At 62.6% G+C, this 25,149-nt stretch carries 24 protein-coding genes, 1 tRNA gene and 3 pseudogenes; 17 read left to right on the top strand and 11 right to left on the bottom strand.

Annotated features, from left to right (window positions below):
* Positions 1 to 530 precede the first annotated feature (530 nt).
* Together ACFXS9_RS11675 and ACFXS9_RS11670 are read left to right on the top strand one after the other, a co-directional pair.
* Positions 531 to 677, top strand: coding sequence for a hypothetical protein (locus ACFXS9_RS11675; RefSeq protein ID WP_198027963.1), 147 nt, complete (start codon positions 531 to 533; stop codon positions 675 to 677).
* Positions 678 to 817: 140 nt separating this feature from the next.
* Entirely contained in the window at positions 818 to 1,012 is a 195-nt protein-coding gene (locus ACFXS9_RS11670) for a hypothetical protein (protein ID WP_392688863.1), read from the top strand.
* A gap of 131 nt (positions 1,013 to 1,143) precedes the next feature.
* On the opposite strand, the gene ACFXS9_RS11665 is transcribed toward ACFXS9_RS11670, so the two are convergent.
* Positions 1,144 to 1,299 carry a hypothetical protein gene (locus ACFXS9_RS11665; RefSeq protein ID WP_156433807.1) on the bottom strand — a complete coding sequence of 52 codons (156 nt, stop codon included), beginning with the start codon at positions 1,297 to 1,299 and terminating at the stop codon, positions 1,144 to 1,146.
* A gap of 242 nt (positions 1,300 to 1,541) precedes the next feature.
* On the opposite strand from ACFXS9_RS11665, the gene ACFXS9_RS11660 reads away from it, so the two are divergent.
* The 3 genes from ACFXS9_RS11660 (at position 1,542) to ACFXS9_RS11650 (ending at position 3,963) form a co-directional block, all read left to right on the top strand.
* Complete coding sequence (locus ACFXS9_RS11660; RefSeq protein WP_392688860.1) at positions 1,542 to 1,700, top strand: Flp family type IVb pilin; 159 nt, start codon at positions 1,542 to 1,544, stop codon at positions 1,698 to 1,700.
* Between the two features lie 637 nt (positions 1,701 to 2,337).
* Complete coding sequence (locus ACFXS9_RS11655; RefSeq protein ID WP_392688857.1) at positions 2,338 to 2,790, top strand: VOC family protein; 453 nt, start codon at positions 2,338 to 2,340, stop codon at positions 2,788 to 2,790.
* 501 nt (positions 2,791 to 3,291) lie between these two features.
* On the top strand, positions 3,292 to 3,963 hold the full coding sequence (locus tag ACFXS9_RS11650; protein WP_392688854.1) for a glutathione S-transferase family protein: 672 nt from the start codon (positions 3,292 to 3,294) through the stop codon (positions 3,961 to 3,963).
* A gap of 12 nt (positions 3,964 to 3,975) precedes the next feature.
* Here the strand turns inward: ACFXS9_RS11650 and ACFXS9_RS11645 are convergent, their stop codons facing one another.
* Both ACFXS9_RS11645 and ACFXS9_RS11640 read right to left on the bottom strand, forming a co-directional pair.
* A complete protein-coding gene (locus ACFXS9_RS11645) occupies positions 3,976 to 4,197 on the bottom strand; it encodes a porin (protein WP_392688852.1) in 222 nt (73 codons plus the stop codon).
* Between the two features lie 78 nt (positions 4,198 to 4,275).
* The gene (locus ACFXS9_RS11640) at positions 4,276 to 4,536 is read right to left on the bottom strand and encodes a PilZ domain-containing protein (protein WP_392699735.1); all 261 of its coding nucleotides are present in this window, start codon (positions 4,534 to 4,536) and stop codon (positions 4,276 to 4,278) included.
* Between the two features lie 251 nt (positions 4,537 to 4,787).
* On the opposite strand from ACFXS9_RS11640, the gene ACFXS9_RS11635 reads away from it, so the two are divergent.
* The 6 genes and pseudogenes from ACFXS9_RS11635 (at position 4,788) to ACFXS9_RS11610 (ending at position 11,431) form a co-directional block, all read left to right on the top strand.
* Positions 4,788 to 4,862 (top strand) — tRNA-Glu (locus ACFXS9_RS11635).
* Between the two features lie 956 nt (positions 4,863 to 5,818).
* On the top strand, positions 5,819 to 7,051 hold the full coding sequence (locus ACFXS9_RS11630; RefSeq protein WP_392688849.1) for a Zn-dependent hydrolase: 1,233 nt from the start codon (positions 5,819 to 5,821) through the stop codon (positions 7,049 to 7,051).
* Between the two features lie 18 nt (positions 7,052 to 7,069).
* Positions 7,070 to 8,284 carry an MFS transporter gene (locus ACFXS9_RS11625; protein WP_392688846.1) on the top strand — a complete coding sequence of 405 codons (1,215 nt, stop codon included), beginning with the start codon at positions 7,070 to 7,072 and terminating at the stop codon, positions 8,282 to 8,284.
* Between the two features lie 109 nt (positions 8,285 to 8,393).
* Positions 8,394 to 9,435, top strand: a pseudogene (locus ACFXS9_RS11620) (PrsW family glutamic-type intramembrane protease).
* A 107-nt stretch (positions 9,436 to 9,542) separates the two neighbouring features.
* On the top strand, positions 9,543 to 10,121 hold the full coding sequence (locus tag ACFXS9_RS11615; RefSeq protein WP_392688843.1) for an HdeD family acid-resistance protein: 579 nt from the start codon (positions 9,543 to 9,545) through the stop codon (positions 10,119 to 10,121).
* 222 nt (positions 10,122 to 10,343) lie between these two features.
* Positions 10,344 to 11,431, top strand: a pseudogene (locus ACFXS9_RS11610) (3-deoxy-7-phosphoheptulonate synthase).
* 108 nt (positions 11,432 to 11,539) lie between these two features.
* Here ACFXS9_RS11610 and ACFXS9_RS11605 read toward each other — a convergent pair.
* The 4 genes from ACFXS9_RS11605 to epmA are packed head-to-tail and all read right to left on the bottom strand — an operon-like array spanning position 11,540 to position 14,181.
* Positions 11,540 to 11,794, bottom strand: coding sequence for a hypothetical protein (locus ACFXS9_RS11605; RefSeq protein ID WP_392688840.1), 255 nt, complete (start codon positions 11,792 to 11,794; stop codon positions 11,540 to 11,542).
* A 26-nt stretch (positions 11,795 to 11,820) separates the two neighbouring features.
* Positions 11,821 to 12,033, bottom strand: a complete 213-nt coding sequence (locus tag ACFXS9_RS11600) for a hypothetical protein (protein ID WP_065744844.1) — start codon at positions 12,031 to 12,033, stop codon at positions 11,821 to 11,823.
* Between the two features lie 7 nt (positions 12,034 to 12,040).
* Positions 12,041 to 13,132: a lysine-2,3-aminomutase-like protein gene (locus tag ACFXS9_RS11595; RefSeq protein WP_392688837.1), complete on the bottom strand. Its 1,092-nt coding sequence runs from the start codon at positions 13,130 to 13,132 to the stop codon at positions 12,041 to 12,043.
* Positions 13,129 to 14,181 carry an EF-P lysine aminoacylase EpmA gene (gene epmA, locus ACFXS9_RS11590; protein ID WP_392688834.1) on the bottom strand — a complete coding sequence of 351 codons (1,053 nt, stop codon included), beginning with the start codon at positions 14,179 to 14,181 and terminating at the stop codon, positions 13,129 to 13,131. Before epmA ends, ACFXS9_RS11595 begins: the two co-directional genes overlap by 4 nt.
* A gap of 472 nt (positions 14,182 to 14,653) precedes the next feature.
* Here epmA and efp point away from each other — a divergent pair, with 472 nt between their 5' ends.
* The 3 genes from efp to ACFXS9_RS11575 all read left to right on the top strand — a co-directional run bounded on the left by efp (position 14,654) and on the right by ACFXS9_RS11575 (position 17,412).
* On the top strand, positions 14,654 to 15,220 hold the full coding sequence (efp, locus tag ACFXS9_RS11585; RefSeq protein ID WP_392688831.1) for an elongation factor P: 567 nt from the start codon (positions 14,654 to 14,656) through the stop codon (positions 15,218 to 15,220).
* A gap of 147 nt (positions 15,221 to 15,367) precedes the next feature.
* On the top strand, positions 15,368 to 16,867 hold the full coding sequence (locus ACFXS9_RS11580) for a M23 family metallopeptidase (RefSeq protein ID WP_392688828.1): 1,500 nt from the start codon (positions 15,368 to 15,370) through the stop codon (positions 16,865 to 16,867).
* A gap of 47 nt (positions 16,868 to 16,914) precedes the next feature.
* A complete protein-coding gene (locus tag ACFXS9_RS11575) occupies positions 16,915 to 17,412 on the top strand; it encodes a DUF805 domain-containing protein (protein ID WP_392688818.1) in 498 nt (165 codons plus the stop codon).
* Between the two features lie 12 nt (positions 17,413 to 17,424).
* Here the strand turns inward: ACFXS9_RS11575 and ACFXS9_RS11570 are convergent, their stop codons facing one another.
* The gene (locus ACFXS9_RS11570; RefSeq protein WP_392688815.1) at positions 17,425 to 17,889 is read right to left on the bottom strand and encodes a carboxymuconolactone decarboxylase family protein; all 465 of its coding nucleotides are present in this window, start codon (positions 17,887 to 17,889) and stop codon (positions 17,425 to 17,427) included.
* 164 nt (positions 17,890 to 18,053) lie between these two features.
* Here ACFXS9_RS11570 and ACFXS9_RS11565 point away from each other — a divergent pair.
* Positions 18,054 to 19,287, top strand: a pseudogene (locus tag ACFXS9_RS11565) (lytic murein transglycosylase).
* Between the two features lie 55 nt (positions 19,288 to 19,342).
* On the opposite strand, the gene ACFXS9_RS11560 reads toward ACFXS9_RS11565, so the two are convergent.
* Entirely contained in the window at positions 19,343 to 20,029 is a 687-nt protein-coding gene (locus ACFXS9_RS11560; protein ID WP_392688812.1) for an FMN-dependent NADH-azoreductase, read from the bottom strand.
* Positions 20,030 to 20,138: 109 nt separating this feature from the next.
* Between ACFXS9_RS11560 and ACFXS9_RS11555 the strand changes: the two genes are divergently transcribed.
* Positions 20,139 to 21,035, top strand: coding sequence for a LysR substrate-binding domain-containing protein (locus ACFXS9_RS11555; RefSeq protein WP_392688809.1), 897 nt, complete (start codon positions 20,139 to 20,141; stop codon positions 21,033 to 21,035).
* Positions 21,036 to 21,063: 28 nt separating this feature from the next.
* On the opposite strand, the gene ACFXS9_RS11550 is transcribed toward ACFXS9_RS11555, so the two are convergent.
* Both ACFXS9_RS11550 and recJ read right to left on the bottom strand, forming a co-directional pair.
* On the bottom strand, positions 21,064 to 21,873 hold the full coding sequence (locus ACFXS9_RS11550) for a glucose 1-dehydrogenase (RefSeq protein ID WP_392688806.1): 810 nt from the start codon (positions 21,871 to 21,873) through the stop codon (positions 21,064 to 21,066).
* A 33-nt stretch (positions 21,874 to 21,906) separates the two neighbouring features.
* Positions 21,907 to 23,748: a single-stranded-DNA-specific exonuclease RecJ gene (recJ, locus tag ACFXS9_RS11545; RefSeq protein ID WP_392688803.1), complete on the bottom strand. Its 1,842-nt coding sequence runs from the start codon at positions 23,746 to 23,748 to the stop codon at positions 21,907 to 21,909.
* Positions 23,749 to 24,052: 304 nt separating this feature from the next.
* On the opposite strand from recJ, the gene ACFXS9_RS11540 reads away from it, so the two are divergent.
* Positions 24,053 to 25,147 (top strand): methyl-accepting chemotaxis protein, encoded by a 1,095-nt coding sequence (locus tag ACFXS9_RS11540; RefSeq protein WP_392688801.1) that lies wholly within the window; start codon positions 24,053 to 24,055, stop codon positions 25,145 to 25,147.
* Positions 25,148 to 25,149 lie beyond the last annotated feature (2 nt).

Genomic DNA, 25,149 nt, shown 5'->3' with positions numbered 1-25,149 from the left:
GAGGTGAAGCACGAAAGACCCCGTCTTACATCGTCGGATGTGGGCGGGGTTTTCGTTACCGAGCGGATGCTGTGGCCGCACGCGAGCCATGCGATCGGGCAAGTCTGATCGTCGGATTGCGCGGGAACTAATGCGGCCCTTGCGGAGTTTTAACGCAAGGAGAAGGTGCGTCATGCCCGCATGGATGGAAATTCTGATCAATGTGATCGGCTATGCCGGCTTCGTCGTCATCGCGACCTATCACAAATCGCCAAACGAAAAATTAGGCGAAAAATTACCGGACCGCTGACTGTCAGATCCTCGCGTTTCTGGTCTGCGCTTTCGAAAACAACCATGCTGGCGGCTGCGCGGGCGCTCACAGTTCGACCTTCATCCATCGAGCAGCAGCGGAGAAAGACTCCCTTTGTTCTCCTGGAACGAACAGGGGGTGCGTCTCGAGCACGATTGCCTTCTTAAGATACCGTTACTCGTCCTCCCCGACCATCGAACCTTTTTGGCGCAGCACGTACCTATCTAAAAAAGGTGCTGCGATGACCCAGGCCGACCACTATAGAGAACAATCCGACAGAGCCCGACGGCTTGCCGAAGCCGTCAAGGATCCGGAAGCTTCGAAGAAATTGATCGAGATGGCCGAGGAATTCCGCCTCTACGCCGAGCGCCTGGAACAGATGCATTAGCGCGATTGCGCGGCGCATGCACGGCATAGAGACTTTAAGCTTCTGTTTACCCTTCCGCGCTGTAGCACCGGCCGTTAACCCAACCTCTTTACAAGACGTAAACGCGCGCCTGACAAGTTTAGATCAGGAGGGTTGCACCCATGGTCATTTACCCCATACCGGTTGAAGTGACACAAGCCAGAATCCAGCTCGTCGTCGATCAGGCCGCCAAGGCGCCGCCACATACGATCAATCAGGATCTAAGGGCCGTCGACCATGCCAAGGCAGCCGCCATCGAAGCGGCCCTGGCCGATTTACAGACCGACGAGTCGTCGCTGGTGGACGTTAAAGTCTGACCTGACGGGAAGTATCAATCTTGCGCACGAGGGCCAGACTGCGTCCGGCCTGCTCTCTCACGCTCGCCATGCGAGCTGTTGTCAGCAGCGCTCGACATGCTCGTTGCGCATCGAGGCAGGCATATCCTTCGTTAATGCATCAGGCGCGGTACGATGACCGATACCGCTAGCAAGGCGCCGAGGCTGCTCACCACGGACAATTTCATCCGGGCCGTCCTAGCATCGGTAATCGGGAGCACGAAGAAGAAAACCATCGCAACTATGAGCACGCCATAAAGCAGGTACATGGTCGATCCCTCCGTTGCCGCCACAATGGACGGAAGAATCAACCGCGTATGTGTAGGGCGTCACGCTGGTAACGCGGCGTTCCGGTCGCCAAAAGAGAGCCGACAACAAAGGCGCGACTCCCTCGACGAAGTCACTTCCGCCCGGAGCCGCAGCTTCAACGAAGCTGCAATTTTACGCTTTTGATTTTCTTAATGGCAACTTGAGCGTGCGAAAGGCCTGATCAAAGCTTGAGAGAAAAGAAATGCTCGGGAAGTTTCTGCACGACGAGGGCGGCGCCACCGCAATCGAATACGGCCTCATCGCCGGGTTTATCGCCTTGGCCATCCTCGCCGCCGTCGGAATGACCGGCGAGAAGCTCGTGGCGCTACTTGAGAGTCTTATCTCCGCATTGAACGTTTAGGTGCAATTAAAATGTCACGGCAAGCGAGGATCGCGAGCCCTACCAGTATCCAGGGCGCGCATCACCGAGCGAAAGCCAGAACACCAACGCGGCAGCGCCGACAAACCCTGCTAAGAAAATCGCCCGGCGAGCGGGAGTGTTCGGGACAATTTGGCCTCCCCGCGCCTTTTCGGCTGGGTAGGGAGCCTGTTGAGCGGGACCTTCGCGCAGATGGCTACGCGATCCAATAAATTGCCGTTCCAACGACAACGAGAGCAATGGCACCAGCGGTCAAAGTCCCGAGCTTTCGCTCGGACCTTGTAGGCAAATCTTCTCGCGCCGCATTCTCTTCAGCCGGATGATCTTGTTTCATGCGATGCCTCCCTCGATTCAAAACCGGCGTAGCGGTTTCGTTCCTCGGAACCAAGGTTCGAGATTATCGACAAGAAGACGAGAAACGGGTTCGCGAGCGCGCTGGTAAGGCGAGCTCGCCGGTGCATCGCCCTTCTGAGGCCACAGAGCGATCAGTGCGAACGGCTGCAGAACGAACCCGCACTTTTCACGTTATCGGTGACCTCTGGTGCACTTTGCTGCTACTTTCCGCCCGAACCGCCCAACCCAAACAAGATCTCAACACGCTCTCAGGAGGACAACAAACATGCGCTATCTCCACACCATGCTGCGCGTCCGCAATCTCGATACCGCGATGAAGTTCTACCGGGACGCGCTGGGGCTGAAGGAAGTACGCCGGATCGACAACGACAAGGGCCGGTTCACGCTGGTGTTCCTGTGCGCGCCGGAGGACGAAAGCCTGTTCAAGGCCGCTCCCCAGAACCGCGGCGCGCCGCTGGTCGAGCTCACCTACAATTGGGACGAGGAGAAATACGGCGAAGACCGCTATTTCGGTCACCTCGCCTACGAGGTGGACGACATCTACGCGACTTGCGACCGCCTGATGAAGGCCGGCATCACCATCAACCGCCCGCCGCGCGACGGCAACATGGCTTTCGTCCGCTCACCTGATCTGCATTCGATCGAGCTGTTGCAGAAGGGCGAACCGAAGCCGCCGGCCGAACCGTGGACCTCGATGCCGAACACCGGTCACTGGTAGGCCCTGTACAATTTCTTCGTCCACGTCCGTCATCCGAGCGAGCAGAAACGTTCCTTCACTCGGGTTCTTTTTCTGCATAGGAACCGGCCATGACATGACGCGTTTTCTCCTCAATGCATGTTGAGGAGGAGATGATGGGACGAGGAATTCTGCTTTGGTTGCTGGGCGTGCCTATTCCGGTGATCATTCTGTTGTGGCTGTTCTTCGGCAACTGATTGGCTGACGCCAGAGTCTTTTTCGGTTCTGATTGAATCAGAACCGGGCTCTAGATTTTTATTTTGACGCGTTTTCTTGACGCGAGCCGGTATCCACCCACGGATCAAGTCCGAGGGCATGCTTCGCTGGAAAACGCTCTAGCCCGCGCATGACGCGGAAATCGGGGCTCTGTCGCACTGCGGCGGAGCCCCGATTTTTGTTGGACTTGAGCCCACGCAAGAGCGCGCTTTTTTGCCGATCTTCGGCTATTAACGGCCAATCGGAAAATCAGCGGGAGCAACGCGCGTGGCCGACAACAACAAACAACAACTCACCATCTGGGGCCGGGCCAATTCGGTCAACGTGCAAAAAGTGCTGTGGTGCCTCGCCGAACTCGATCTCGCCTATGAGCGCATCGATGCCGGCATGCAGTTCGGAAAGAACAACGAGCCTGCTTATCTGGCGATGAATCCGAACGGCCGCGTACCCACGCTGGTCGATGGCGACTACGTGCTGTGGGAATCCAATTCCGTGATGCGCTATCTCTGCATGGCCTATGGCCAAGGATCTGAACAAGGATCTGAGCGAGGTTCGTCGATCTATCCCTCGCAGCCGAAGGCGCGCGCCGGCATTGATCGCTGGCTCGACTGGACGTTGTCGACGCTGCAGCCGGTCGACCGGCCGGTGTTCTGGGCGTTGGTGCGCACGCCCATCGAAAAGCGCGATATGGTCGCGATCCAGAAGGATGTCGATGCCGAAGCTGCGGTGTGGCGGATCGTCGAGGCGCACCTGGCGACACGGCGCTTTATCGAGGGCGATCAGTTCACCATCGCCGACATCGCGCTCGGCGCCTTTGCGCGGCGCTGGTTCGGCGTCGAAGGCGTGACAAAACCGAAACTGCCGAACCTCGAACGCTGGTTTTCGCAGCTCGCCGTCCGCCCCGGGTTCACGCAGTTCATCGCGCCGCCGATGACGTAAGCGCGAATCTTCTCAACGCGAGCCGCCGGACACCCCCGCTCCGACGCTTACCGCGCCGCCGATTTTCATGCAGGTGTTGGTGCCTTCGATTCTGACGAAGCCTGCGCCGTATTCCGCGCATGCATTGGCCGAACTTGGGCGCTTCAGCGGCAGCGACTTGCCCGACGCGGGAGCTTTGTCGAGCTTCTGAGGACGGGTTTGTTCCGCGACCGCGGCAACCGAAGACAGCGCCAAGACGATCAATATGGCGATGATTACCAGGAGGGATTTTCGCATCCCGCCTTTTATCGTCTCTCGCGGATCGGTGCCAGATTAGCGGGTGAACTTGATGCCGACCGATTTGCCGCGGCGCCAGACCACTTCACAGCGGCGCCCGGTCCTGGCGTCGCGCGAAAACGCCAGCCGCAATTTCGTCGGCAACGTGTTGGGATCGTCGATCGTGACCTTCGCCCCTGTTGCGGACATATCCTGCACCACGCATCGGCGTGCGGCAAAACCGCCTTCGAGCGTGATCCACCCGGGTTGACTCAATGATTTGCGCGCGTCGCGCTTCTTGCTTGATAGCAAAGCCATGTCGAAAAGCTCCCCCGGGACAGCCCTACACCATGTGGCTTTAGAATCCGTTGCTCGGCGCGGCGTGCCTCGTCGCGCGGCCGGGACGCCGATGGAGGCGCAAAGCGGCTGCAGAAACGTCTTTCCGAGCGGCTTGCCCACCCGCTCAAACGCCACTATACGTTCGCCCGTCGCCGCCCCCATCAAGCATGGACGGCCGGCGGCCAACACGGCCCATCAAGCGCTAACACCTTGATTTTCCTGTTGTTCTTGCTCCCTTCGTCTATCGGTTAGGACGCCACCCTTTCACGGTGGAGAGAGCGGTTCGATTCCGCTAGGGAGCGCCATCACGTTGCCAACAAATTCAAGACCCGAGCCGACCACGTTCGAGGCTTAAGGCAACCATTTTCAGAGCTCAGGTTCCCCATCGTCCGCAGGTTCCGGCAAACGGACCGCGGCGCGTAAGTAATGAGGGACAGGGAAATGGATACGGCTGCTATTGCATTCACAACTTGCGTCGCGCTTTACCTCGCACTCCGCTTTACGTTGCGGTGCTACTTCCCGCCGGATACCTGACGGGCGGTCAGCGCGAGTTTTTGGGATCATCCTGTGTGGCGAAAAACGCGAAACGCATCGTCGTCGGCGCGATCAAGTTGCTGACGGCCGAAAGAACGTCGAAAGGCCGCCACTTGTGGCGGCCTTTTCGCCAATGGACGGCCCACGAAAGTTAACTCGCAGCGAAGCGCATCAAACGCATTGCCTGGCATCGACCGATGCTGAAGGTCCGGCACTAATCCATCCTCAAATTGCGTTCGCAAACAATGTCGTCGCTGCCATGAAAAACCGCATGAGCGAACACCACGCCATGTTCGGCAGACAGCTAAGCGATCTCTCTTAGCCCATCGGCGCCACTTTCGACGCCCGAGACGCAAGGCGCCTTTCGATTCGCCCCGAACCAGGCCGTTGGGTTTTCCGGATCGGAAAGGTCGAAACGGCCATCGCGATAACTGCAGCCATGATAATCATAGCAGCCATGATAATCATATTCGGGCGATTCTCGGACGCAAAGCGTCTGGTCACTCCACAGCTTATGCGGAAAGAATGCGTGACTACACGTCTACGGAGAAGACTAGAATAGCCGCTGGCGAAGTGACGTCGCTCGTGAACGTGGCATGGCCGGCAATCATTGCATCGGCGTTACTTTCCGGAAGATAAATAAAGCTGCCGGCACGTTCACGGAACTTTGTTCTACTCCGAGAACGGTAACGGGAACTTTGTTCTACTCCGGAGAACTACGGAAAGCATGGCTGACATATCCTCGCGCGTCGATGGCGACCGCCTCCTCGCCGATCTCAACGCGCTCCGCGCCATCGGCGCCTACAAGACCGGCGTTCACAAGCCGACTTTCTCTGAACCACATCTGCGCTCGCTGGCGTGGCTGGTCCAACGTCTTCCCGAGGCCGGCCTCACGGGCGAGATCGACGGTATTGGCAACTTGCTCGGCACCAGCACGAAAAGCGGGCCGAAGCTGCTGGCGGGATCGCATCTGGAAAGCCAAAGCCACGCGGGCTGGCTCGATGGACCGCTCGGCGTGGTCTATGCGCTCGAAGCCGCCCGCGTCATCAATCCGGACCCGAATATAGAGGGCGCCGTCGAAGTCGCGGCGTGGTGCGATGAGGAAGGCCATTTCGGACACTTCCTCGGCAGCCGGTCCTATGTCGGCGGCGTCACCGAAGCCGATATCGACGCCGCGCGCGATCGCAACAATGACAGGAGCATGCGTGACGCGCTACGCGACGCGGGCCTTGCCGACCGCGCCCGCGCGCGGTGCGAACAAGGGCGGCATATCGGCTATCTGGAAGCCCATATCGAGCAGGGCGAGACGCTGGAAAGCAGTGGCCTCAAAATCGGCATCGTCACGTCCATCGTCGGGATATGGCAATATCGCATCACCTTTACGGGCGAACAAAACCACGCCGGCACCACGCGGATGGCCATTCGCCGGGACGCCGGCCTCGCACTCGCCAGATTTTGCGTCGATATCGACAATCGTTTCCCCGCCGCCTGCGGCCCGCGCACGGTGTGGACCACCGGCCGCATCACGCTCGATCCCGGTGCACCCAGCATCATCCCGGGCGCGGCGGAAATGCTGTTCCAGATTCGCGATGATGATCCTGCCGTGATTGCGCGGCTGGAGGAACTGCTCCACAGCATGGCCGCAGAAGTCAACGCCCAAGGCCGCTGCGCCGTCGCGGTGGAGCGCATCCGCACCGGGACGCCCGCGCGGATGGATGGCTCATTCCAGCAGGCCATCGAGGCTGCCAGCGCAGCTTTTGCCGATGGCAAGTCGCTTCGCATGCCGAGCGGCGCCGGCCACGACGCCCAGATTCTCTCAACCGTCATGCCGGCCGGCATGCTGTTCGTGCCCTCGATCGGCGGCATTTCGCATCACTGGACCGAGAACACCGCCGACGCCGACATCCTTTCCGGGGCGGAGGTCTTTGTTGACGCCTGCCGGCGGCTGTTGGCGCAATGAGGCGACGCGAGATGCGACATGGTTGCTGAAACCAGGCCGGCCTATTCGATCAGGGACATTCCGGCCAGCGTATGGGTGCTGGGCTTCGTCTCGATGCTGATGGACATCTCGTCGGAGATGATCCACGCCCTGCTGCCGATCTACCTGGTCTCGGTCCTCGGCGCATCGATGGTGACGGTCGGCGTCATCGAAGGCATCGCCGAGGCGACCGCCTCCATCACAAAAATCTTCTCCGGCGCGCTCTCGGACTGGCTCGGCAAACGCAAATGGTTAGCGGCCATCGGTTATGGTCTCGCGGCCTTCACCAAGCCGGTGTTTCCGCTGGCGCCAACCGTCGGCTGGCTGGTGGCCGCGCGTTTCGTCGACCGGATCGGCAAAGGCATTCGCGGCGCCCCGCGTGATGCGCTGGTGGCCGATCTCTCGCCGGCTGATCTGCGCGGCGCGAGCTTCGGGCTGCGCCAATCGCTCGACACGATCGGCGCCTTCGTTGGTCCCTTGCTCGCCATCGCCCTGATGTGGTGGACATCGGACAACTTCAAGGCAGTTTTCTGGGTTGCCGTGATTCCCGCCTTCCTGGCGCTGGCGCTGATCGTCTTCGCCGTGCGTGAGCCGGCGCGTCCGCGGACGCTGCGCACCGTGCGCAATCCGATCAGCCTGGCCGAGATCAAAAACCTGGGGCCGGCCTATTGGTGGGTGGTGGCGGTCGCGAGCGTGTTTACGCTGGCGCGCTTCAGCGAGGCCTTCCTCGTTCTCCGCGCCCAGAATGTCGGAGTGCCGATCGCGCTCGTGCCCGCCGTGCTGGTGGCCATGAATATCGTCTATGCCCTCGCAGCCTACCCCGCCGGCGTCATCTCGGATCGCATGAACCGCACGGCCGTGCTGGCGAGCGGCATACTGGTGCTGGTTGCCGCCGACATCGCGTTGGCGTTGCTGCCGTCGGTGGGCGGTGTTGCACTGGGCGTCATTCTCTGGGGCCTGCACATGGGACTGACGCAGGGACTGCTGGCCGCGCTCGTTGCGGATACTGCGCCGGCCGAGTTGCGCGGCACGGCTTACGGATTCTTCAACCTGCTCGGCGGCGTAGCGATGCTCGCGGCCAGCGTCATTGCCGGCGCACTCTGGGACATCGCAGGGCCGCAGGGCACGTTCCTGGCCGGCGCCGGCTTCGCGCTGGTCGCGCTGGCAGGATTGCTGGTGGTACAGGGCAAGATCGGCCAACGTGCCGCCGCCTGAGCGATGCCGGATTCGGCCGGGTTCCTTGGTGACAAGGAGTCGCGTCTGACTTTCTTGCAAACGGCTGGATTTGCGGCCATTTACGCTCACATGAGGTAAATTTCCGCAGATGTTGTTGCTTCAGGCCCTCCCCACATCGATCGGCGTTGCCGCGATCGCGCCGGCGTTGCTGGTGCTATGGCTTGTTATCGCCGCCGATGAGCGCCCCGGCCCGCCGGCGCGGGTGTGGCTCGCTTTCGTGCTCGGGGCCGCCAGCATTTCTCTGTTGGGCGTTGCGCGTGCTCCGTTTGCCGCGATCCTTGCGGTGCCTGGAAACCCCTGGATGACGCAAGGCCTGCGTTCGATATTCGGGGTCGCCGCGCCCGAAGAGATCGTGAAGGTCCTCGTGATCATTCTAGTGTCATTGCCGGTGCGCCGCCGTGCGTTTGCGGACCCAATGGACACGGTGGTCTACGGTGCGGCCGCAGGCCTCGGCTTCGCGGCCTACGAAAACCTCGCCTATCTCGTGCAGCACGCCGACATGTGGCGGTCGCTGGCCGCTTTGCGCAGCGTGTTGACGGTGCCGTTCCACGGCGCACTCGGCATCATCGCAGGCGCCTATATCGCGATCGCGCGCCGGCACCGCGCTCGGCGCGCATCGCCATCATCGCGACTGGGCGCGGATCTCGAGCTGGGCGCTGGCGCTGTTCGCGCCGGTCGCGCTGCATGCGGCATTCGATTTTCCGCTGCTGACGCTGCAGAAACATCCAGATCTCGGCCCCAACGTGCGAATGCTGCTGGGGGCGGCGAGCCTACTCATCGGCTTCAGCTCGATCGGGTTCGCCATTCGGCTGGTACGCCGCGTCGGCCGCCATCATGCGCCGCGCACCGCGATCGCGCGTGAGCGGCTGAGCCAGTTGCGGCGGATGTGGGCCCTGCTGCTCGTGGGCAGCGGTGCGGGCTTCGCGGGCGCGGCTTTCATCCTGACCTCGCTTCATCACTGGTTCGTCAGTCCGGAGCGCAACGCCTCGCTGCTTCTCATTCCGCTCGGCATGACCTCCATCTTGATAGGCTTGGCGCTGTTGCTGGCGACCTCGGCTGTCTATGTGTTCGGCCGCAATCGCATCAGAACGTCCTCGGACGGATTTTCGTCCGCGCCTGAGCCGGGCTGATCGTCATCCGTCAGTCGTTGATCTCGCTTAAAAAGCTAGCAATTTTACCCGCAGGCGGCGCACCGGGTATATTGGATACTCGGCGCGGCAGGCATCGGGAGTCTCCAATGACCCAAGATATTCCCCCGGACATCGGCAAACTGCAGTCCGAAATGAATGCCGCCGTGACGGCGCACTGGAAGGCCTTCCTGTTCGAAGGCATCGTGCTCGCCCTGCTCGGCCTAGCTGCGATGATCGTGCCGCCGTTGGCAAGCCTCGCCGTTACCATCTTCCTCGGCTGGATGTTTCTGATCAGCGGCATTGCCGGACTGTTCGTCACGTACTGGGCGCGGCAGATGCCGGGCTTCTGGTGGTCGCTGTTTTCGGCGGCGCTGGCCGTTCTCGCCGGCGGGATTTTGCTGGCGCGGCCCGCGCAGGGCGTCCTCACGCTCACCATCGTGGTCGGCGCGTATTTTCTGGCCGAGGGCGTCATCAGCATCATGTACGCACTGAACCACCGCCGCGAATTGTCGGAGCGCTGGTCCTGGCTGCTGATCTCAGGCGTGATGGACCTGCTGATCGCATTCATTATCATCGCCGGCCTGCCGGGTTCGGCGGAATGGGCGATCGGCCTCCTGGTCGGGATCAATCTCGTGCTCGGCGGCGCGTCACTGGTCGGCATAGCGCTCGCCGCGCGCAAGTCCTGACGCCGCCGATTATGGGATGACAAGACCCGGCCGGTGCGCTATAGAGCCCACCATGATCATGATCGCCGCCAGCAACTTTTGGTATTTTAGCTACGACAGCTCGCTGGCGGTGGGAGGATCGCGCTCAATCTGACGAATTGAAGCCAGGAAGTCCGAACAGCCGCCAAACCTGGCGGCTTTTTTGTTGGCCGGCAGGTTTCCTTTCAAACAGGAGCCACAGCCGTGTTGAGCACCACCGACGACCTTCGAATTAGCGAACTGAAAGAGCTGAGTACGCCGCAGGAGGTGATGGGCGAGATACCGCGCACCTTGACCGCGACGCGCGTCGTGATGGCTGCGCGCAATGCCATTCACGCCATCCTGCACGGCACCGACGACCGTCTGCTGGTGGTCGTCGGCCCCTGCTCGGTCCATGATCCCGCCGCGGCCGTTGATTACGCCGAGCGGCTCGCCGCCTTGCGCGAAAAACTCGCCGACCGCCTCGAAATCGTGATGCGTGTCTATTTCGAAAAGCCGCGCACCACGGTCGGATGGAAAGGACTGATCAACGACCCCAATCTCGACGGCTCCTTCGACATCAACAGGGCCTGCGGCTCGCCCGCAACGTACTGTCGGCGGTGAACAATCTCGGCCTGCCGGCCGGGACCGAATTCCTCGACATGACGACGCCGCAATACATTGCCGACCTGATGGCATGGGCGGCGATCGGGGCGCGTACGACCGAGAGCCAGATCCATCGCGAGCTCGCTTCCGGTCTCTCCTGCCCGGTCGGCTTCAAGAACGGTACCGACGGCAATATCCGCATCGCGGCCGACGCGGTGAAGTCGGCCTCGCATCCGCATCATTTCATGGCTGTCACCAAAGGCGGGCGCTCGGCGATTGCGGCAACCACCGGCAACGAGGACTGCCACATCATCCTGCGTGGCGGCAACAAACCGAACTACGACCGGGAAAGCGTCGATGCCGCTTGCGTCGAACTTGTCCGTGCCGGCGTCGCCCCGCGGATCATGATCGATACCAGCCACGCCAACAGCAACAAGAATCCGGAGAACCAGCCGCTGGTCGTCGCCGACATCGCGCGCCAGATATCGGAGGGCGAGCAGCGCATCACCGGCGTCATGATCGAGAGCAATCTGGTCGCCGGCCGCCAGGACGTCGTGCCGGGCAAACAGCTCGCCTATGGGCAGAGCATCACCGACGGCTGCGTCGACTGGGAGACGACAGTGTCGGCGCTGAACATGCTGGCTGATGCCGTGGCGACGCGCCGGAACGTGCCATCGCGCAGTTTCCGGGAGGAGCGCTCGGCGTAGCTGATAATGACGACGCAGGGCACGCGATCGGCGTACCCTGCTTCCGTCGCGATCATCGCAACATTCTGCCTGGCATGCGATCTTCTCGCGTCAGCCAGGAATGCCCGCTTAGCAGCCGCGGCAGATGCTCTTGATCTTGCGGTCGAGGGCTGCGTTTTCCTTGCTCAAGGGATCGTTCGGGTCGGGCTGGTTCTTTTCGCTGGGCACGTCGCTGCGGCGCGGCTGACGGTGTCCAATCGGCGCCTCCGGAATGCCTCCGGCACTTGGGTTGCTCTTTGGCATTGTCGACGTCCCGCCCTGCGCAAACGCAGCAGGCATGCCGATCAGGACCATCAGCGCGACTGACAAGATTGTTCTTTGCATCCTGATTCTCCGCCTTTTAGATTCCTTTATCGTGTCCGTTCGGGCACGTCGATCGTTGCGCAGTTTCGTCGTCCCTGGGCAGCACAGTCCTGTGCCTTTCGTACATCGGCCATGGTGCCGAGCAACCAGATTCCGGCGGCCACCAGCAGCACGAAGAAACCGAGCAGAACGGCGTTTTCGATTCCGCGATGGCCTTCGTCTTCCGGCGGCTCCCGTTTCTCCTCGCCGTGCTCCGTCATCGCCCGATCACGGCTTTGGCGGATACAGATGAACGTCTCCGCAATAGTCGACGATACGATACTGCGCTTCCAAGGATAGTTCACATTCCCCGGAACTTGCATGCGACAAATAATTCGGTCCAATCGGCGCCTTTCCATGGCCGCCGGGAATGTCGAGCACGTAATCCGGCTGGCACAGGCCCGAGACACGACCGCGCAGGCTGCGCATCAGTTCCCGTCCCTCTGCGATGGTAGTGCGGAGATGTCCGGTCCCCGGCGCCAGGTCGCCATGATGCAGGTAATAGGGCTTGATTCGGTTTTCAACAAAGGTCCGCATCAGCGCTTCCAGCGTCGCGACATCGTCATTGACGCCGCGAAGCAGCACCGTCTGGCTCACCAGCGGAATGCCGGCGTCGGCCAGCCGCGCGCAGGCGGCGCGTGCCTCCCCCGACAGTTCGCGCGGATGATTGGCGTGAACGGCGATCCAGGTCGCTGCGCCGTCAGCTTTCAACGCCCTGATCATGTCGCCATCGATGCGCGCAGGCGCAGCCACTGGCACGCGGCTGTGGATGCGAACGATCTTGACGTGATCGATGGCGGCGAGGTCCGTCATGATCTCAGCCAGCCGCCGTGGCGACAGCATCAGCGGATCGCCGCCGGTCAGGATGACTTCCCAGATTTCGCTGTTCTTGCGGATATAGTCCAGCGCGTCGCGATAGGCGGCCTCGGACAGCGCCGTTGCCTTGCCAGGCCCGACCATCTCGCGGCGAAAGCAGAAGCGGCAATACACCGCGCAGACATGCACCAGCTTAAGCAGCACGCGATCGGGATAGCGATGGACGATGCCGGTGACCGGCGAATGCGCGTCGTCGCCGATCGGGTCGGCATTTTCACCGGGCGCATTCATTAGTTCGAGCGCGCTTGGGATGAATTGCCGCGCGATCGGATCGTCAGGATTTTCCGTGTCGATCAGGTTCGCGATATCAGGCGTCACTGCGATGGCGTAGCGCGCGGCGACCCGCTCGAGGTCGGCGAGATCGGCCGTCTTCGCCAAGCCCCGCTCGATGAGATCGGCGGGCTGCCGCAGCGTTGCCGAAAGTTTCGGATCGATCCTGTTCATGTTTCTCCTGCCGGTGGCGTCCACACCACCTGATCCACCCGCAGCGCGCCGCTTGCCAGCATCACCAGACGATCGAAACCGAGCGCGACGCCGCTCGACGGCGGCATCGCGGCAACCGCTGCGAGAAAATCCTCATCCAGCGGATAGCGCTCGCCGTAGCGCCGCTCCTTCTCGTCCATATCAGCGGCGAAACGGCGGCGCTGTTCGCCGGCATCGGTCAATTCGCCAAATCCGTTGGCAAGTTCGACGCCGCAGGCATAGACCTCAAAACGTTCGGCGACGCGCGGATCGGACGGTTTCGCCCGAGCAAGGGCTGCTTCCGGCGCTGGATATTCGAATAAGACAGTCAAACGCCCCTGCCCCAGATTCGGTTCGACATGCTCGACCAGCATTTTGCTGAAAATATCCGACCAGGTGTCGTCATCAGTGATCCGCACCTGCGGCCTTGCTGCCGCCGCAAACGACGCGCGATCGCCCTCGCCATTGCTGATCGTGGCCAACAGATCGATCCCGGCAAAGCGGTCGAACGCGGATGCCACCGTCAGCAGTTCCGGCTCGGCGAAGGGATCAGCCGTTTTGCCCCGGAACGAAAACTGCCCCGTCCCGGTCGCCTGCGCCGCATGTGCGATCACGGCGATGGTGTCGGCCATAACGGCATCATAGCCTGCGTCGGCACGATACCATTCCAGCATCGTGAATTCGGGCAGGTGCAGATCGCCGCGCTCGCGGTCGCGGAACACGCGCGCCAACTCGAAGATTTTGGCTTCACCGGCAGCGAGCAGTTTCTTGGCGGCGAATTCCGGCGACGTTCGCAAATAGCGCGTCGCGCGCGTGCCATCGTGGCTGATGACTTCAGCGCGTGGGGCATGCAGATGCGTCTCGTTGCCCGGCGAGACCTGCAGGATGCCGGTTTCCACCTCGGCAAAGCCCTGCTCGTCGAACCAGCCTCGCACTGCCCTCGTGATCGCAGCACGCGCCATCAGGAACGGCTTTCGATCGGCATGCCGAGCGGCCGACCACCAAGGCGAGGGCTTGTCGATATCAGCCATCACAGGCGGTTCCGAATCCACCGGGCATCCTCCGCGGAGCCAATCAAGGCGTTCAGGGAATCGGCAAATACCATTGATATTATTCGACTTTCTTTGCGTCCGACACGGCGAGGCGGAGGACCAGCAAGATCCAGCTCCAGCACCGTCATTTCATGTCGAAAGACGCTCTCCTTGTCCATTCGCCCGATCGATGTCGCCGCATCCCACCAAAGCTGCGGGTCTTCGCGAAGCGCTTAAACCATTGCTTTCAAGCCCATCAGCAACGGTCGGCCCATCGTTCAATTGCTTGCCAGACGCGTCGTATAACACGACGAAATCCGGCTTTTTGCGGCTTCAAGCAGCTCGCCGGAATGGCCGTAAAACGCTGGCATAGACAGGCAAAATCAGTATGTTGCAGCCCGAAACCGCCTGATTGGCCCTGCGGACACAAATGTCCGGTTTGGCCAAAGGCCAGAAATTCGGGAAAACAGCTTTGAAAGTCATCGCCAGTTCTATTCGCAAGGGCAACGTCATCGAGCAAGACGGCAAGCTCTATGTCGTCCTGTCGGCCGAAAACATCCACCCCGGCAAGGGAACCCCGGTCAGCCAGATCGAAATGCGCCGCATTGGCGACGGCGTGAAGGTGTCGGAACGCTACAAGACCACTGACCAAGTTGAGAAGGCCACCGTCGAGGACCGCAATTTCAACTACCTCTATGAGGATGCCGACGGCTTCCACTTCATGAACGCCGAGACCTATGACCAGGTCCAGGTCACGAAGGAGATCGTAGGCTCGGCCGCGCCCTACCTGCAGGAAAACATGACGGTGAAGCTGTCGATGCACGACCTGAATCCGGTCGCCATCCAGTTGCCGCAGCGCGCAACCCTCGAAGTTGTGGAGACTGAGCCGGTCACCAAGGGGCAGACCGCGTCTTCCTCCTATAAGCCTGCTATCCTCTCCAACGGCGTGCGGACCTCGGTGCCGCCGCACATTGGAACGGGAACACGGATCGTGGTCATGACCGAGGACGGCTCCTACGTCGAGCGCGCAAAGGACTAAGACCGCGCCATAGGCCACGGGGCATACGCCGGGGGCGATGCATTGGGTACAAAGGCTGTCCGCTTGCTCTCGCGTTGGCTGGCAGCCTTTTGTTTGCTCCCCGCCGGGATATCAGGCGTTTCCGCCAATGAGTTCAGAACGCCGTCGATGTCGGCCGTTCGCGTCGAATGGCGAGCCGTTCTGGATCAGCTTCGCAGCGAGATCAATTCCCGGCCGGCGATCGCGCAGCGCTTCTCCTTCGCAGGCCAGCGGCGGGTGCCGGCATGGGATCCGCGCTCTGCGCCCGCGCTGGTGCAGTTGAACGCGATCAATTCGGCGATGTTTGCCGGAATCGGCCGCAGTCCGGTGCCGGTGCTGTTGCCGTTCGATACCGCGGCCTATCTCGAGGCCGAGGCCAGTGGCACGCGCCATCCGTCGGTGTCACGCCACCAGGCCGGCTTCCGCCCCGTCGACTTGTTTCACGCTGGCCCCTCCGGCTACGACGCGGTGTTTTCGCTCGACCCCGGCGCCGGTGACGGCCTGCCGTCTCGAACTTTCGCCCGGCCGGTCGAGGTGCAGATTACGGGCTCGATCCTGGTCTACGATCTCGCCGATCCGCTCAGTGGCAAGGGCGAGCCGGTCAGGGCGCTGGCGTCGCAATTTCCGGACATGCGCCGCTTCATTCGCGAAGGTTATGTGCGCTACGCCTTCACCCGTTTCGGCGTGCCCTATGTGGTGTCGATCCAGTGCCTCGATTCGGCCCCGCGGGCACGGCGGCTGGCCTGCCGCGAGGCTTACCCGATTGCCGAGCGCTTCCTGAAGGCGCTGCGCATCGCCGGAGGCCAGCCGGCGCGACCGCGCTTCGACGTGCCCTCCGAGGTTGCTGAACGGCCGGCCAGCCTTTCGCCCGACTTCAGCTATCGTCCGAGCGGTGACATCATTGCCAACAGCGGCGCGCGCAGGCGCGGCGGCCGCGCCGACCTCGTCGCCTATTCGCAGATCCGCTTTCCGCTGGAGAAAGCTCCGGCCCGGGTCAGCTCGCAGCAGTTGGCCAGGCGCAAATCCGGCGAACGCCGAGGCACCGATCAAGGCGTCTATCCGTGGCGGGACAGTTTTTGCGAAGCCCGCAGTTTCCAGGTCGGCCAATGTGCGGCCGGCTTCGGTCACCAGGGCCAGGACATCCGCCCCGCGCCCTGCCCGCCGAACAGCAGCGCCGACAACGCCTGCCATCCGAGGAAACAGGCGGTCGTCGCGGTCCGCGACGGCGTCGTCATCCGTTCCTTGAAGCAACAGGCGGCAACGCTGCAGATCAACACGGGCAACGAGCACATCCGTTTCCGCTACATGCACATGAACCCCTCAGCCATGGATGCGGACGGCATTCTCAACGGGCGTCGGGTCGCCGAGGGCGAGAAGATCGGCGTGGTCTCCAACTATCTCGATTTCCCGAACGGCACGTCATACCACCTCCACTTCGACGTGCAGGTGTTCACGCGTGACGGCTGGATCTGGGTCAACCCCTACACCACCCTGATCGCCTCCTACGAGCGGCTGATCCGCGGCCGCGGCCACGAGATCGGGACCGAGCCACCGGCCGCCGTCGCGCATGCCTTGCCGAAGGATGTACTGCGTCACGTCGCGCGACAAGCGGCAGGCCGCGACAACTAATCGCAAACCGGTTCGCTTCCAGCCGCGGAACCGTTCAAATCTCCGCAATGGATTCCGTGGGCATTAACCGCTGGCGGCGTAACGTGGGCACTGGAATAGAAACCGCAATCCGTTCCCACAGCATGTTCGCTACATTCACCTGGTATTTCCTATCGCTGGAGGGCCGCATCAGCCGCCAGGAGTTTCGGCTTGGCTATTTCGGCCTTGTGATTGTTAATGCGTTGTTGATCCGGACATGGCGCAACCTCACCGTTCCGCGCGTGCGCTATTACGATCGCCACGATGTCGCCCATGACTGGTCGATCCTGCTGGTGCTGCTTGTCCTCCCTTGGCCGCTAATCGCCGTCGTCGTGAAACGCCTGCACGATCTGAATGTCTCGGGATGGTGGATGCTCGCGGCGATCGCAATTCCCGGCGTTTCCAGCCTGGTAAGCGTCAACGGATGGATTATCACCCTGCTGGTCGTGATCGTTCTCAGCGTTGTACCGGGAAGGTCTGGAAACAACCGGTTCGGACGCGATCCACTCGCCCAAACCGGTATCTAGCGCCCTTGACGCTCAGGCGACCTTCTTCCGCGCCGGCGGTGTCCAGCGAAACGCGGCGCCGAATCTGTTCCAGACATTGATCGAGGCGACAGCGGAGGTGAGATAGGCGAGCTCCTTCTCGGAGAATTCCGCGCTCGCCTGCGCGTAGACCTCGTCATTGACGCCGTCTGCGAGCAGCGTCAGCGCCTCCGTCCAAGCCAGCGCGGCACGCTCGCGTGCGGTAAACTGCGGCGCCTCGCGCCAGACCACCACGAGATTGAGCTTGTCGGTGGGCACGCCGAGCTTCTCGCCCTCCAGGATGTGATACTGCACGCAAAAGGCACAGCCGTTGATCTGCGAGGCACGCAGCTTGATCAGCTCGAGCAGTTGCTTGTCCATGCCTGCCTTGCCCGCGACCTGGCTGAGCGCCAGCACAGCTTCATAGGCGTCCGGCGTCAGTGACATGAAGTCTCTGTATTCCTTGCGGGCGTGCGACATTCTTCCTGCCTTCTGTTGTCAGTACTCTGCTTGATTATAAGAGACCCCGCACCCCGTCCATGGCTAACCGTACCGGCAAAATTGCCGCGGATTCTCCCGAAAAAGCCGGTTCCCGGGGCGTCATAGCTTTTGGCGCAGGCACGCAACGCCGCTAGACTGAGCGCATGAAACAGCCTGATTCCAAGACTGCGCCGACCCGCCGCGCCCTGCTGCGAGGCAGCCTCGGCGCCGGCGCCTTGCTCGTGACCGGGCTTCCTGCATTTGCCGCGCCGGCCGGCTTCGACCAGTGGCGCGATAGCTTTCGCGCACGCGCCTTGGCAAAAGGCATTTCGGACGCGACCTGGACGCGGGTGATGGGCCGCATCGAGCCCGACATGACCGTGTTCCGGCAGATGCAGAAGCAGCCGGAATTCCACGAGCAGATCTGGCAATACATCAATCGCCGCGTCTCGGACTGGCGCATCATCAACGGCCGCGAAGCCTTGAAGAAGCACGAGCCGCTGTTCGCGCGGATCGAGCAGGATTTTGGCGTCGAGCGCGGCACGCTGCTAGCGCTGTGGGGCGTCGAGATCCGCCTATGGCGATCCCTTGGTGCAGCAGAACCATATGCGCCCGATCTTTCCGGCGCTCGCGGCGCTGGCCTGGAACGAGCCGCGCCGCCGCGCCTATTGGGAGACCGAGCTGATCAACGCGCTCAAGATCGTCGATCGCGGCTGGGGCACGCCGGAGGAAATGCGGGGATCCTGGGCCGGCGCGATGGGGCACACGCAGTGGATGCCGGAAGTCTGGCTCAATGTCGGTATGGACTACGACAAGGACGGCCGCGTCTCGCCGTTCGGCAAGCCCGACGATGCGCTCGGCTCCAGCGCGCGCTATCTGCTCAACCGCGGCAAGTATCACCGCGGTGAGCATTGGGGCTATGAAGTTCGCGGTTCAGGAGGCGCTTCGAGCGGCAGCCGTACCTACGCGGCATGGGTTAGCGCCGGCGTCACGCGCGCCGACGGCAAGCCGTTCCCGCAGCCGAACGCGTCGGCGCAGATGTGGGTGCCGGTCGCCGGCGGACCTTCGTTCCTGCTCGGTCCGAATTTTTATTCGGTGAAGAGCTACAACCCGTCGATGAACTACGCGCTCGCGATCTGCCATCTCGGCGATCGCATCTTGGGCGCGCCGCCGTTCATCCAGCCCTTCCCCGGCTCCGAACGCGCGCTGACGCTTCCCGAAGTACAGGAACTGCAGACACGATTGACAAAGGCCGGCTTCGATACCGGCGGCACCGACGGCCGCGTCGGCAACGACACGATGAAGGCGGTGAAGGATTATCAGACCAAGATGGGCCTGCTGCCGGCGGATGGCTACGGCGGATTGAAGGTGCTGGCGCGGTTGAGGCAAGGCGGATAGCGACGCAGCTTCAACCTCGCGCGGTTCGGCCGCGTCCTCTCCATCGCGTCTGCAGTCAAGCTGCTTCCAGCGGTTCGGCTTCCTTCGCCAGGCGATCCACAAGATTATCCACTGCGCGCTCGGCCGCAGCGATCGACGCCTTCAAGCGTTCATCCCCGAACTCGTCATATTCGATGGCGATGCTGTGGAAGTCAGTGACGCCGAGGAAGCCGAACACATCGCGCACCGACCCTTCGACATGGTTGATGTGCGCGATCCGTCCGCCCGGATCGTAGCCGTAATCACCCCGCGAACTGAGCATGATGAGACGTTTACCCTTACCAGCCAGTAGCTGCGAATAAGGATCGTCTGGCCGGGCACGGTCAAAGCCGAAAGTGCGACCGACCCGCACGACATTGTCGACATACGCCTTGAACTGCGCCGGCATTCCAAAGTTGTACATCGGCACGCCAGCCACGATCAAATCTGCGGCGATGAGTTCATCGACCAATGCGTCGCTCTCCGCCAGCACATCATTCATCCAGGGCTCGCGCAGCTCAGGTTTGGTGAAGGCCGCACCGATCCATTTCTCGGTGACGGGATGTGGTGGTGATTGGCCGACATCCCGATCGGTCACGAGGTCATTCGGCCGGTGTTGCAGCCAACGCTGCACGAAGCGTTCGGTGAGGCGGCGCGTGTGCGACCCGCGAGGGAACCGGTCCGATCGAGGTCGCGCACTGGCGTCAATCCGTAGCAGGTTCATGGCATATCTCCTTTCATCTTTGTTCGAGTAGATGGATCGGGCTGCATGCATTGACAAACGCAAATTGCTCATCACATAGATGAGCTGTATTCATCTATAAGGCTTGCCGATGAGACGTCTTCCACCGCTGTCCGGACTGCGGGCGTTCGAAGCCGCCGCGCGGCACCTGAGTTTCAAGCGTGCGGCTCAGGAGCTGCACGTGACGCCGACCGCCATCAGCCATCAGGTTCGGCAGTTGGAAGAGGTGATTGGCGTGACGCTGTTCGAGCGGCGGACGCGTCAGGTCCTGCTAACCGCAGAAGGGCAAGTCTTGCTGCCGGTTCTGCGCGACGGCTTCGACTCCTTCGCGCGTGTCGTCGAAGGATTGAGCCGCAGGCAGCGCCGCGCGACGGTGACACTTTCGGCCACTCCCGCGTTCACCGCCAAGTGGCTGGTGCCGCGCATCGCGGGCTTTCACAACGCAAGACCTGACATCGATCTCACGCTGCTGGCGACCCTGGAGGTCGTGGACCTCAATTCGGGTGCCGCGGACCTCGCATTGCGCTATGGCCCAGGCCCTTATCCCGATCTGAGCACCGAACCGTTGGCCATCGATCGTTTTGCGCCAGTGGCAAGTCCGCGTCTTGGTCTGAAGAAGCCGGCCGATCTGCGCTCAGCGACCTTGCTGCATTTTGACTGGCGCCGCAGCGATAGCGGCAATCCGACCTGGCGGCGCTGGCTGAAGATCGCGGGCATGGACGGTATCGATGCACGGGCCGGGCTCCGCTTCAGCGATGAGACCCATGCGATCCAAGCCGCCGTCGCCGGCACCGGGGTTGCGTTGCACAGTCTGCTGCTGGTGTCGGAGGAACTCGCGACCAAAACGCTAGTCGTGCCGTTCGGCCCGGAAATCGAAGGCTTCACCCTGCATCTTGCGCGCGGCTCCCGCAGACCCCTGACCGAACCGATCGAAGCAACGCAAGCCTGGTTGCGCGCGCAATTCGCAAAAAGCTCACCTCCACGCTGATGCACGCGCGCGCTGCCCGCGCTTTCATCTATGCGCGTCGCGCCACCCCACCCGCATTCATGCCGCCGTCGATAACAAGCTCCGTCCCCGTCACGTAGCGCGACGCATCGGAGGCCAGATACAGCACGCCTTGCGCAATCTCCTCGGCCTGCCCGGCGCGGCCGAGCGGCGTGGCCAGTTTCGCGCGCTCCTCCGGATCGATCGGCGCGTTCTGTCCGCTGCCGGTGGCTCCCACCGGAATCTTGCCCCAGATCGGCGTGTCGATGATGCCGGGATGCACCGAGTTAACGCGGATGCCGTCGCCAAATGTCGCGCATTCCATCGCGATCGACTTGGCGAACAGCCGCACGCCGCCCTTGGTCGCGGAGTAGCCGGAGAGCCCGGCCGCGCCGCGCAGGCCTGCCAGCGACGACATCATGATGATGGAGCCGCCGCCGGTCTTTCGCATCGCGGGCAGGCAATGCTTCACCGACAGGAACACGCCGTCGAGATTGATCGCGGTCTGCCGCCGCCAGTCCGCAAGCGACATCTCGGTGATCGACGGCACTGAAATGCCGATACCGGCGTTCGAGACCAGCACGTCGAGCCGGTCATAGCGCTTCATGACATCGGCCACGACTTCGATCCAGCGTTCCTCGCTGCTGACGTCGTGATGCCAGAAACTCGCTTCTCCACCCGCCTTCTTGATCCGCGCGACGACCTCGGGGCCTCTCAAATCGTCGACATCGGTCACCGCGACAGAGGCGCCCTCGCGCGCCAGCAATTCGCAAACCGCTTCGCCAATGCCTGATGCGCCGCCCGTCACCAGCGCGACCTTGCCCCGAACCTGCCCTGCCATTTCTTCTCCCATTCGTTGTTATTGGTTCTCGAATTACCTGATCACCGCCGGTCCCGGATCCGGCACCGCGACGTCGAGCACGCGAAACTGCACGCGTTCCGATCCTTGAAAACGATCGACCGCGAGCGATCCCGCCACGTGCAAAGGCTGGCCGCGGTTCTGCGTCAGCGCGTGTCCGAGCTTCTGTCCGACCGCGCGGAATGCGATGCCGTTGACGATCGCGCCGTCGCCGGACTTGAAGCGGACGCGCAAATGCGCCTGCCCCACTTCGTCGGCATAGACGAGTTGATGCGCCGGCAGCGCGATCACCGGCTCCGGATTGGCCGCGCCGAACGGCCCGGCGCGGTTCAGCGTATTGGCGAATTCCACGGTCACACTGCGCGCGCTAACGGCGCCATCGATGAACAGTTCGTTCTCGTGACGGGAATTGGCGACGTCCTCGGCCAGCGCGCTCTCCATGAAGGCACGAAACTCCGCGAGCTTCTCTTTGCGCAGCGTGACACCCGCGGCCATGGCATGGCCGCCGCCCTTCATCAAAAGCCGCTCCTTCACCGCCTGCCGCACGGCCTTGCCGAGATCGACGCCCGAGATCGAGCGGCCCGAGCCGGTGCCGATGCCGCCGGGCTCCAGCGCAATAGCAAAGGCGGGACGCGCAAATTTCTCCTTCAGCCGCGAGGCGACAAGGCCGACGATGCCGGGATGCCAGCCTTCGGCGGCGGTCACGATCACCGCGCCCTTGTCTTCGAGCCCGAGCGAGGCCAGCGCTTCGGCCTCGGCCTGCGCTTCGGCCGCCTGCTCGATGACGCGACGCTCGCTGTTGAGACGATCGAGTTCGGCCGCGATCCGCGCAGCCTCCGAGACGTCGCCCTCCAGCAAGAGGCGCACGCCCAGATCGGCGCGACCGATCCGGCCGCCCGCATTGATGCGCGGCCCCAGCATGAAGCCTAGATGCCAAGCTTCCGGCGGGCCGTTCAGCCGCGCCACATCCATTAGCGCGGTATGCCCGACATGGTCGCGGCGGCGCATCGCGATCAGGCCCTTGGCGACAAAGGCGCGGTTGAGCCCGATCAGCGGCGCGACGTCGGCCACGGTGCCGAGCGCCACATGATGCAGCATGCCCAAAAGATCCGGCTCCGGCCGCTCCACGCTCCAGAAGCCGCGACCGCGCAATTCCCGGTTCACGGCGACCAGCGTGATCAGCACGAGACCAACGGCGGCGAGATGACCAAGCCCGGAGAGGTCGTCCGGCCGATTCGGATTCACCAGCGCATCGACCTCGGGTAATTCGTCGCCGGTCTGGTGATGGTCGATGACGACGACGGATAGGCCGAGCTTGCGCGCTTCCGCCAGCGGCTCGATGCTGGTGGTGCCGCAATCGACGGTCACCAGCAGCGTTGCGCCCTTGGCGGCCAGCGCCCGCACCGCCTCGACGTTGGGGCCATAGCCTTCAAAGATTCGGTCCGGGATGTGGATCAGCGGATCGAGCCCGCAATGGCGCAGGTGCCAAGCCAGCAGCGCCGCGGATGTGGCCCCGTCGACGTCGTAGTCGCCGAAGATCGCGACTTTTTCCCCTCGCATCGCGGCGTCGGCGATGCGTTTGGCCGCCAGTTCCATCTGCGTCACGGTGTGTGGATCGGGCATCAGCTTGCGGATGGTCGGATCGAGAAAATCCTGAACCTCGTCAATTCCGACATCGCGGCCCGCCAGCACGCGGGCCAGCATTTCCGGCAACTGGTAGCGCTGCGTGATCGCCAGCGCCCGCGCCGCTCCCCTGGCGTCGAGCCGGTCGCGCCACAATTTACCCGTCGCCGAACGCGCCACGCCGAGAAACGCCGGCGGCAGTTCAACGGGAAGTGCGGATGCGGGAAGGATCATGATGCCTTCGAGAGATAGGGGCTAAGCGGGCTGTCGGCAAACGCAAACGGGGCTACGGCGGGCAAACGAATCGTATGCGGCAACGCCGACACAGTCTCGGGGCGTCGCGGCCCTGGGCCATGCCGACAAATGCGACTTGCACAAAGAAGATGCAACTTCATCAGGTAAAACTACCCGCAAGCCGCCGGAACTTAAACCAATCGTTAGCCATGATCCCCGACAAAGGAGTCGAATACGCTCGCATTTGAGTCCCGCCGATCCGCAGAAGATCGACATCCGCACAAAGACTGAGGAATTCCCGCCAATGTCCGTCGCGCTTCGCTCCCAAACCGCAACGACCGCAAAACAGCCGACCAAATCAGCGGGCGCCGAGGACGAATCCGACGTTTCCGCGCTGATCGCGAGATTGACCGCCGAGGTCAACCAGGTCGCCTGCGAGAAGACCAAGTCGATCCAGAAGATCACCAACCAGATGAAGATGCTGGCGCTCAACGCGCTGATCGAAAGCTCGCGCGCCGGCGCGCAAGGTGCGGGCTTTGCCGTGGTGGCGCAGGAAGTGCGCAACGTCGGCCAGCAGGTCGAGACGATTGCCCGCGAGCTCGAAAGCCAGCTCACCAACCGGACCGGCAATCTGATGGATTCGATCGCGCAGATGGCCGACCGCTCGCGCGGCGAGCGCATGGTCGATCTGTCGCTCAACGCCATCGAGCTGATCGACCGCAACCTCTATGAGCGCACCTGCGACGTGCGCTGGTGGGCAACCGATTCCGCCGTGGTCGATTGCGCGGCCGCGCCGCAGGCTGCCGCCGTTAGTCATGTGTCGGAACGGATGGCGGTGATCCTCGGCGCCTATACCGTCTATCTCGATCTCTGGCTGTGCGATCTCGACGGCAATGTGCTGGCCAATGGCCGCGCGGATCGTTTCAACGCCATCGGCCAGAACGTGGCGCAGACCAAGTGGTTCCGCTCTGCGCGCGCCTTGCGCTCCGGCGACGACTATGCCGTCGGCGACGTCGAATGCCAGCCTTTGCTCGGCAACGCTCAGGTCGTGACCTATTGCGCCAGCGTCCGCGAAGGCGGCAAGGCGCACGGCAGACCGACCGGCGTGCTGGCGATTCATTTCGACTGGGAACCCCAAGCCCGCGCCATCGTCCAGGGCGTGCGCGTCGGCGCGGCCGACAAGGCGCGCGTGCTGCTGGTCGATTCGAATTTCCGGGTGATCGCGGCGTCCGATGGCCAGGGCCTGCTCACCGAACGCGTCTCGCTGTCACTGGAGGGACGCCGCTCCGGCTTCTACCAGGACCGCTCCGGAACGATGGTCGCGTTCCACGCCACGCCCGGCTACGAGACCTATAGGGGCCTCGGCTGGTTCGGAGTGATCCAGGCCAGTGCGGGGTAGCC

The organism is Bradyrhizobium sp. RDI18 (assembly GCF_043203335.1).
Lineage (GTDB): Bacteria > Pseudomonadota > Alphaproteobacteria > Rhizobiales > Xanthobacteraceae > Bradyrhizobium > Bradyrhizobium retamae.
This window is presented reverse-complemented; position numbering and strand designations above follow the sequence as displayed.

Coding starts and splice junctions, on each gene's coding strand:
- ACFXS9_RS11675 (WP_198027963.1), top strand. CDS start 531: ATGACCCAGGCCGACCACTATAGAGAACAATCCGACAGAGCCCGACGG.
- ACFXS9_RS11670 (WP_392688863.1), top strand. CDS start 818: ATGGTCATTTACCCCATACCGGTTGAAGTGACACAAGCCAGAATCCAG.
- ACFXS9_RS11665 (WP_156433807.1), bottom strand. CDS start 1,299: ATGTACCTGCTTTATGGCGTGCTCATAGTTGCGATGGTTTTCTTCTTC.
- ACFXS9_RS11660 (WP_392688860.1), top strand. CDS start 1,542: ATGCTCGGGAAGTTTCTGCACGACGAGGGCGGCGCCACCGCAATCGAA.
- ACFXS9_RS11655 (WP_392688857.1), top strand. CDS start 2,338: ATGCGCTATCTCCACACCATGCTGCGCGTCCGCAATCTCGATACCGCG.
- ACFXS9_RS11640 (WP_392699735.1), bottom strand. CDS start 4,536: ATGGCTTTGCTATCAAGCAAGAAGCGCGACGCGCGCAAATCATTGAGT.
- ACFXS9_RS11630 (WP_392688849.1), top strand. CDS start 5,819: ATGGCTGACATATCCTCGCGCGTCGATGGCGACCGCCTCCTCGCCGAT.
- ACFXS9_RS11625 (WP_392688846.1), top strand. CDS start 7,070: ATGGTTGCTGAAACCAGGCCGGCCTATTCGATCAGGGACATTCCGGCC.
- ACFXS9_RS11615 (WP_392688843.1), top strand. CDS start 9,543: ATGACCCAAGATATTCCCCCGGACATCGGCAAACTGCAGTCCGAAATG.
- ACFXS9_RS11605 (WP_392688840.1), bottom strand. CDS start 11,794: ATGCAAAGAACAATCTTGTCAGTCGCGCTGATGGTCCTGATCGGCATG.
- ACFXS9_RS11600 (WP_065744844.1), bottom strand. CDS start 12,033: ATGACGGAGCACGGCGAGGAGAAACGGGAGCCGCCGGAAGACGAAGGC.
- ACFXS9_RS11595 (WP_392688837.1), bottom strand. CDS start 13,132: ATGAACAGGATCGATCCGAAACTTTCGGCAACGCTGCGGCAGCCCGCC.
- epmA (WP_392688834.1), bottom strand. CDS start 14,181: ATGGCTGATATCGACAAGCCCTCGCCTTGGTGGTCGGCCGCTCGGCAT.
- ACFXS9_RS11580 (WP_392688828.1), top strand. CDS start 15,368: ATGTCGGCCGTTCGCGTCGAATGGCGAGCCGTTCTGGATCAGCTTCGC.
- ACFXS9_RS11575 (WP_392688818.1), top strand. CDS start 16,915: ATGGATTCCGTGGGCATTAACCGCTGGCGGCGTAACGTGGGCACTGGA.
- ACFXS9_RS11570 (WP_392688815.1), bottom strand. CDS start 17,889: ATGTCGCACGCCCGCAAGGAATACAGAGACTTCATGTCACTGACGCCG.
- ACFXS9_RS11560 (WP_392688812.1), bottom strand. CDS start 20,029: ATGAACCTGCTACGGATTGACGCCAGTGCGCGACCTCGATCGGACCGG.
- ACFXS9_RS11555 (WP_392688809.1), top strand. CDS start 20,139: ATGAGACGTCTTCCACCGCTGTCCGGACTGCGGGCGTTCGAAGCCGCC.
- ACFXS9_RS11550 (WP_392688806.1), bottom strand. CDS start 21,873: ATGGCAGGGCAGGTTCGGGGCAAGGTCGCGCTGGTGACGGGCGGCGCA.
- recJ (WP_392688803.1), bottom strand. CDS start 23,748: ATGATCCTTCCCGCATCCGCACTTCCCGTTGAACTGCCGCCGGCGTTT.
- ACFXS9_RS11540 (WP_392688801.1), top strand. CDS start 24,053: ATGTCCGTCGCGCTTCGCTCCCAAACCGCAACGACCGCAAAACAGCCG.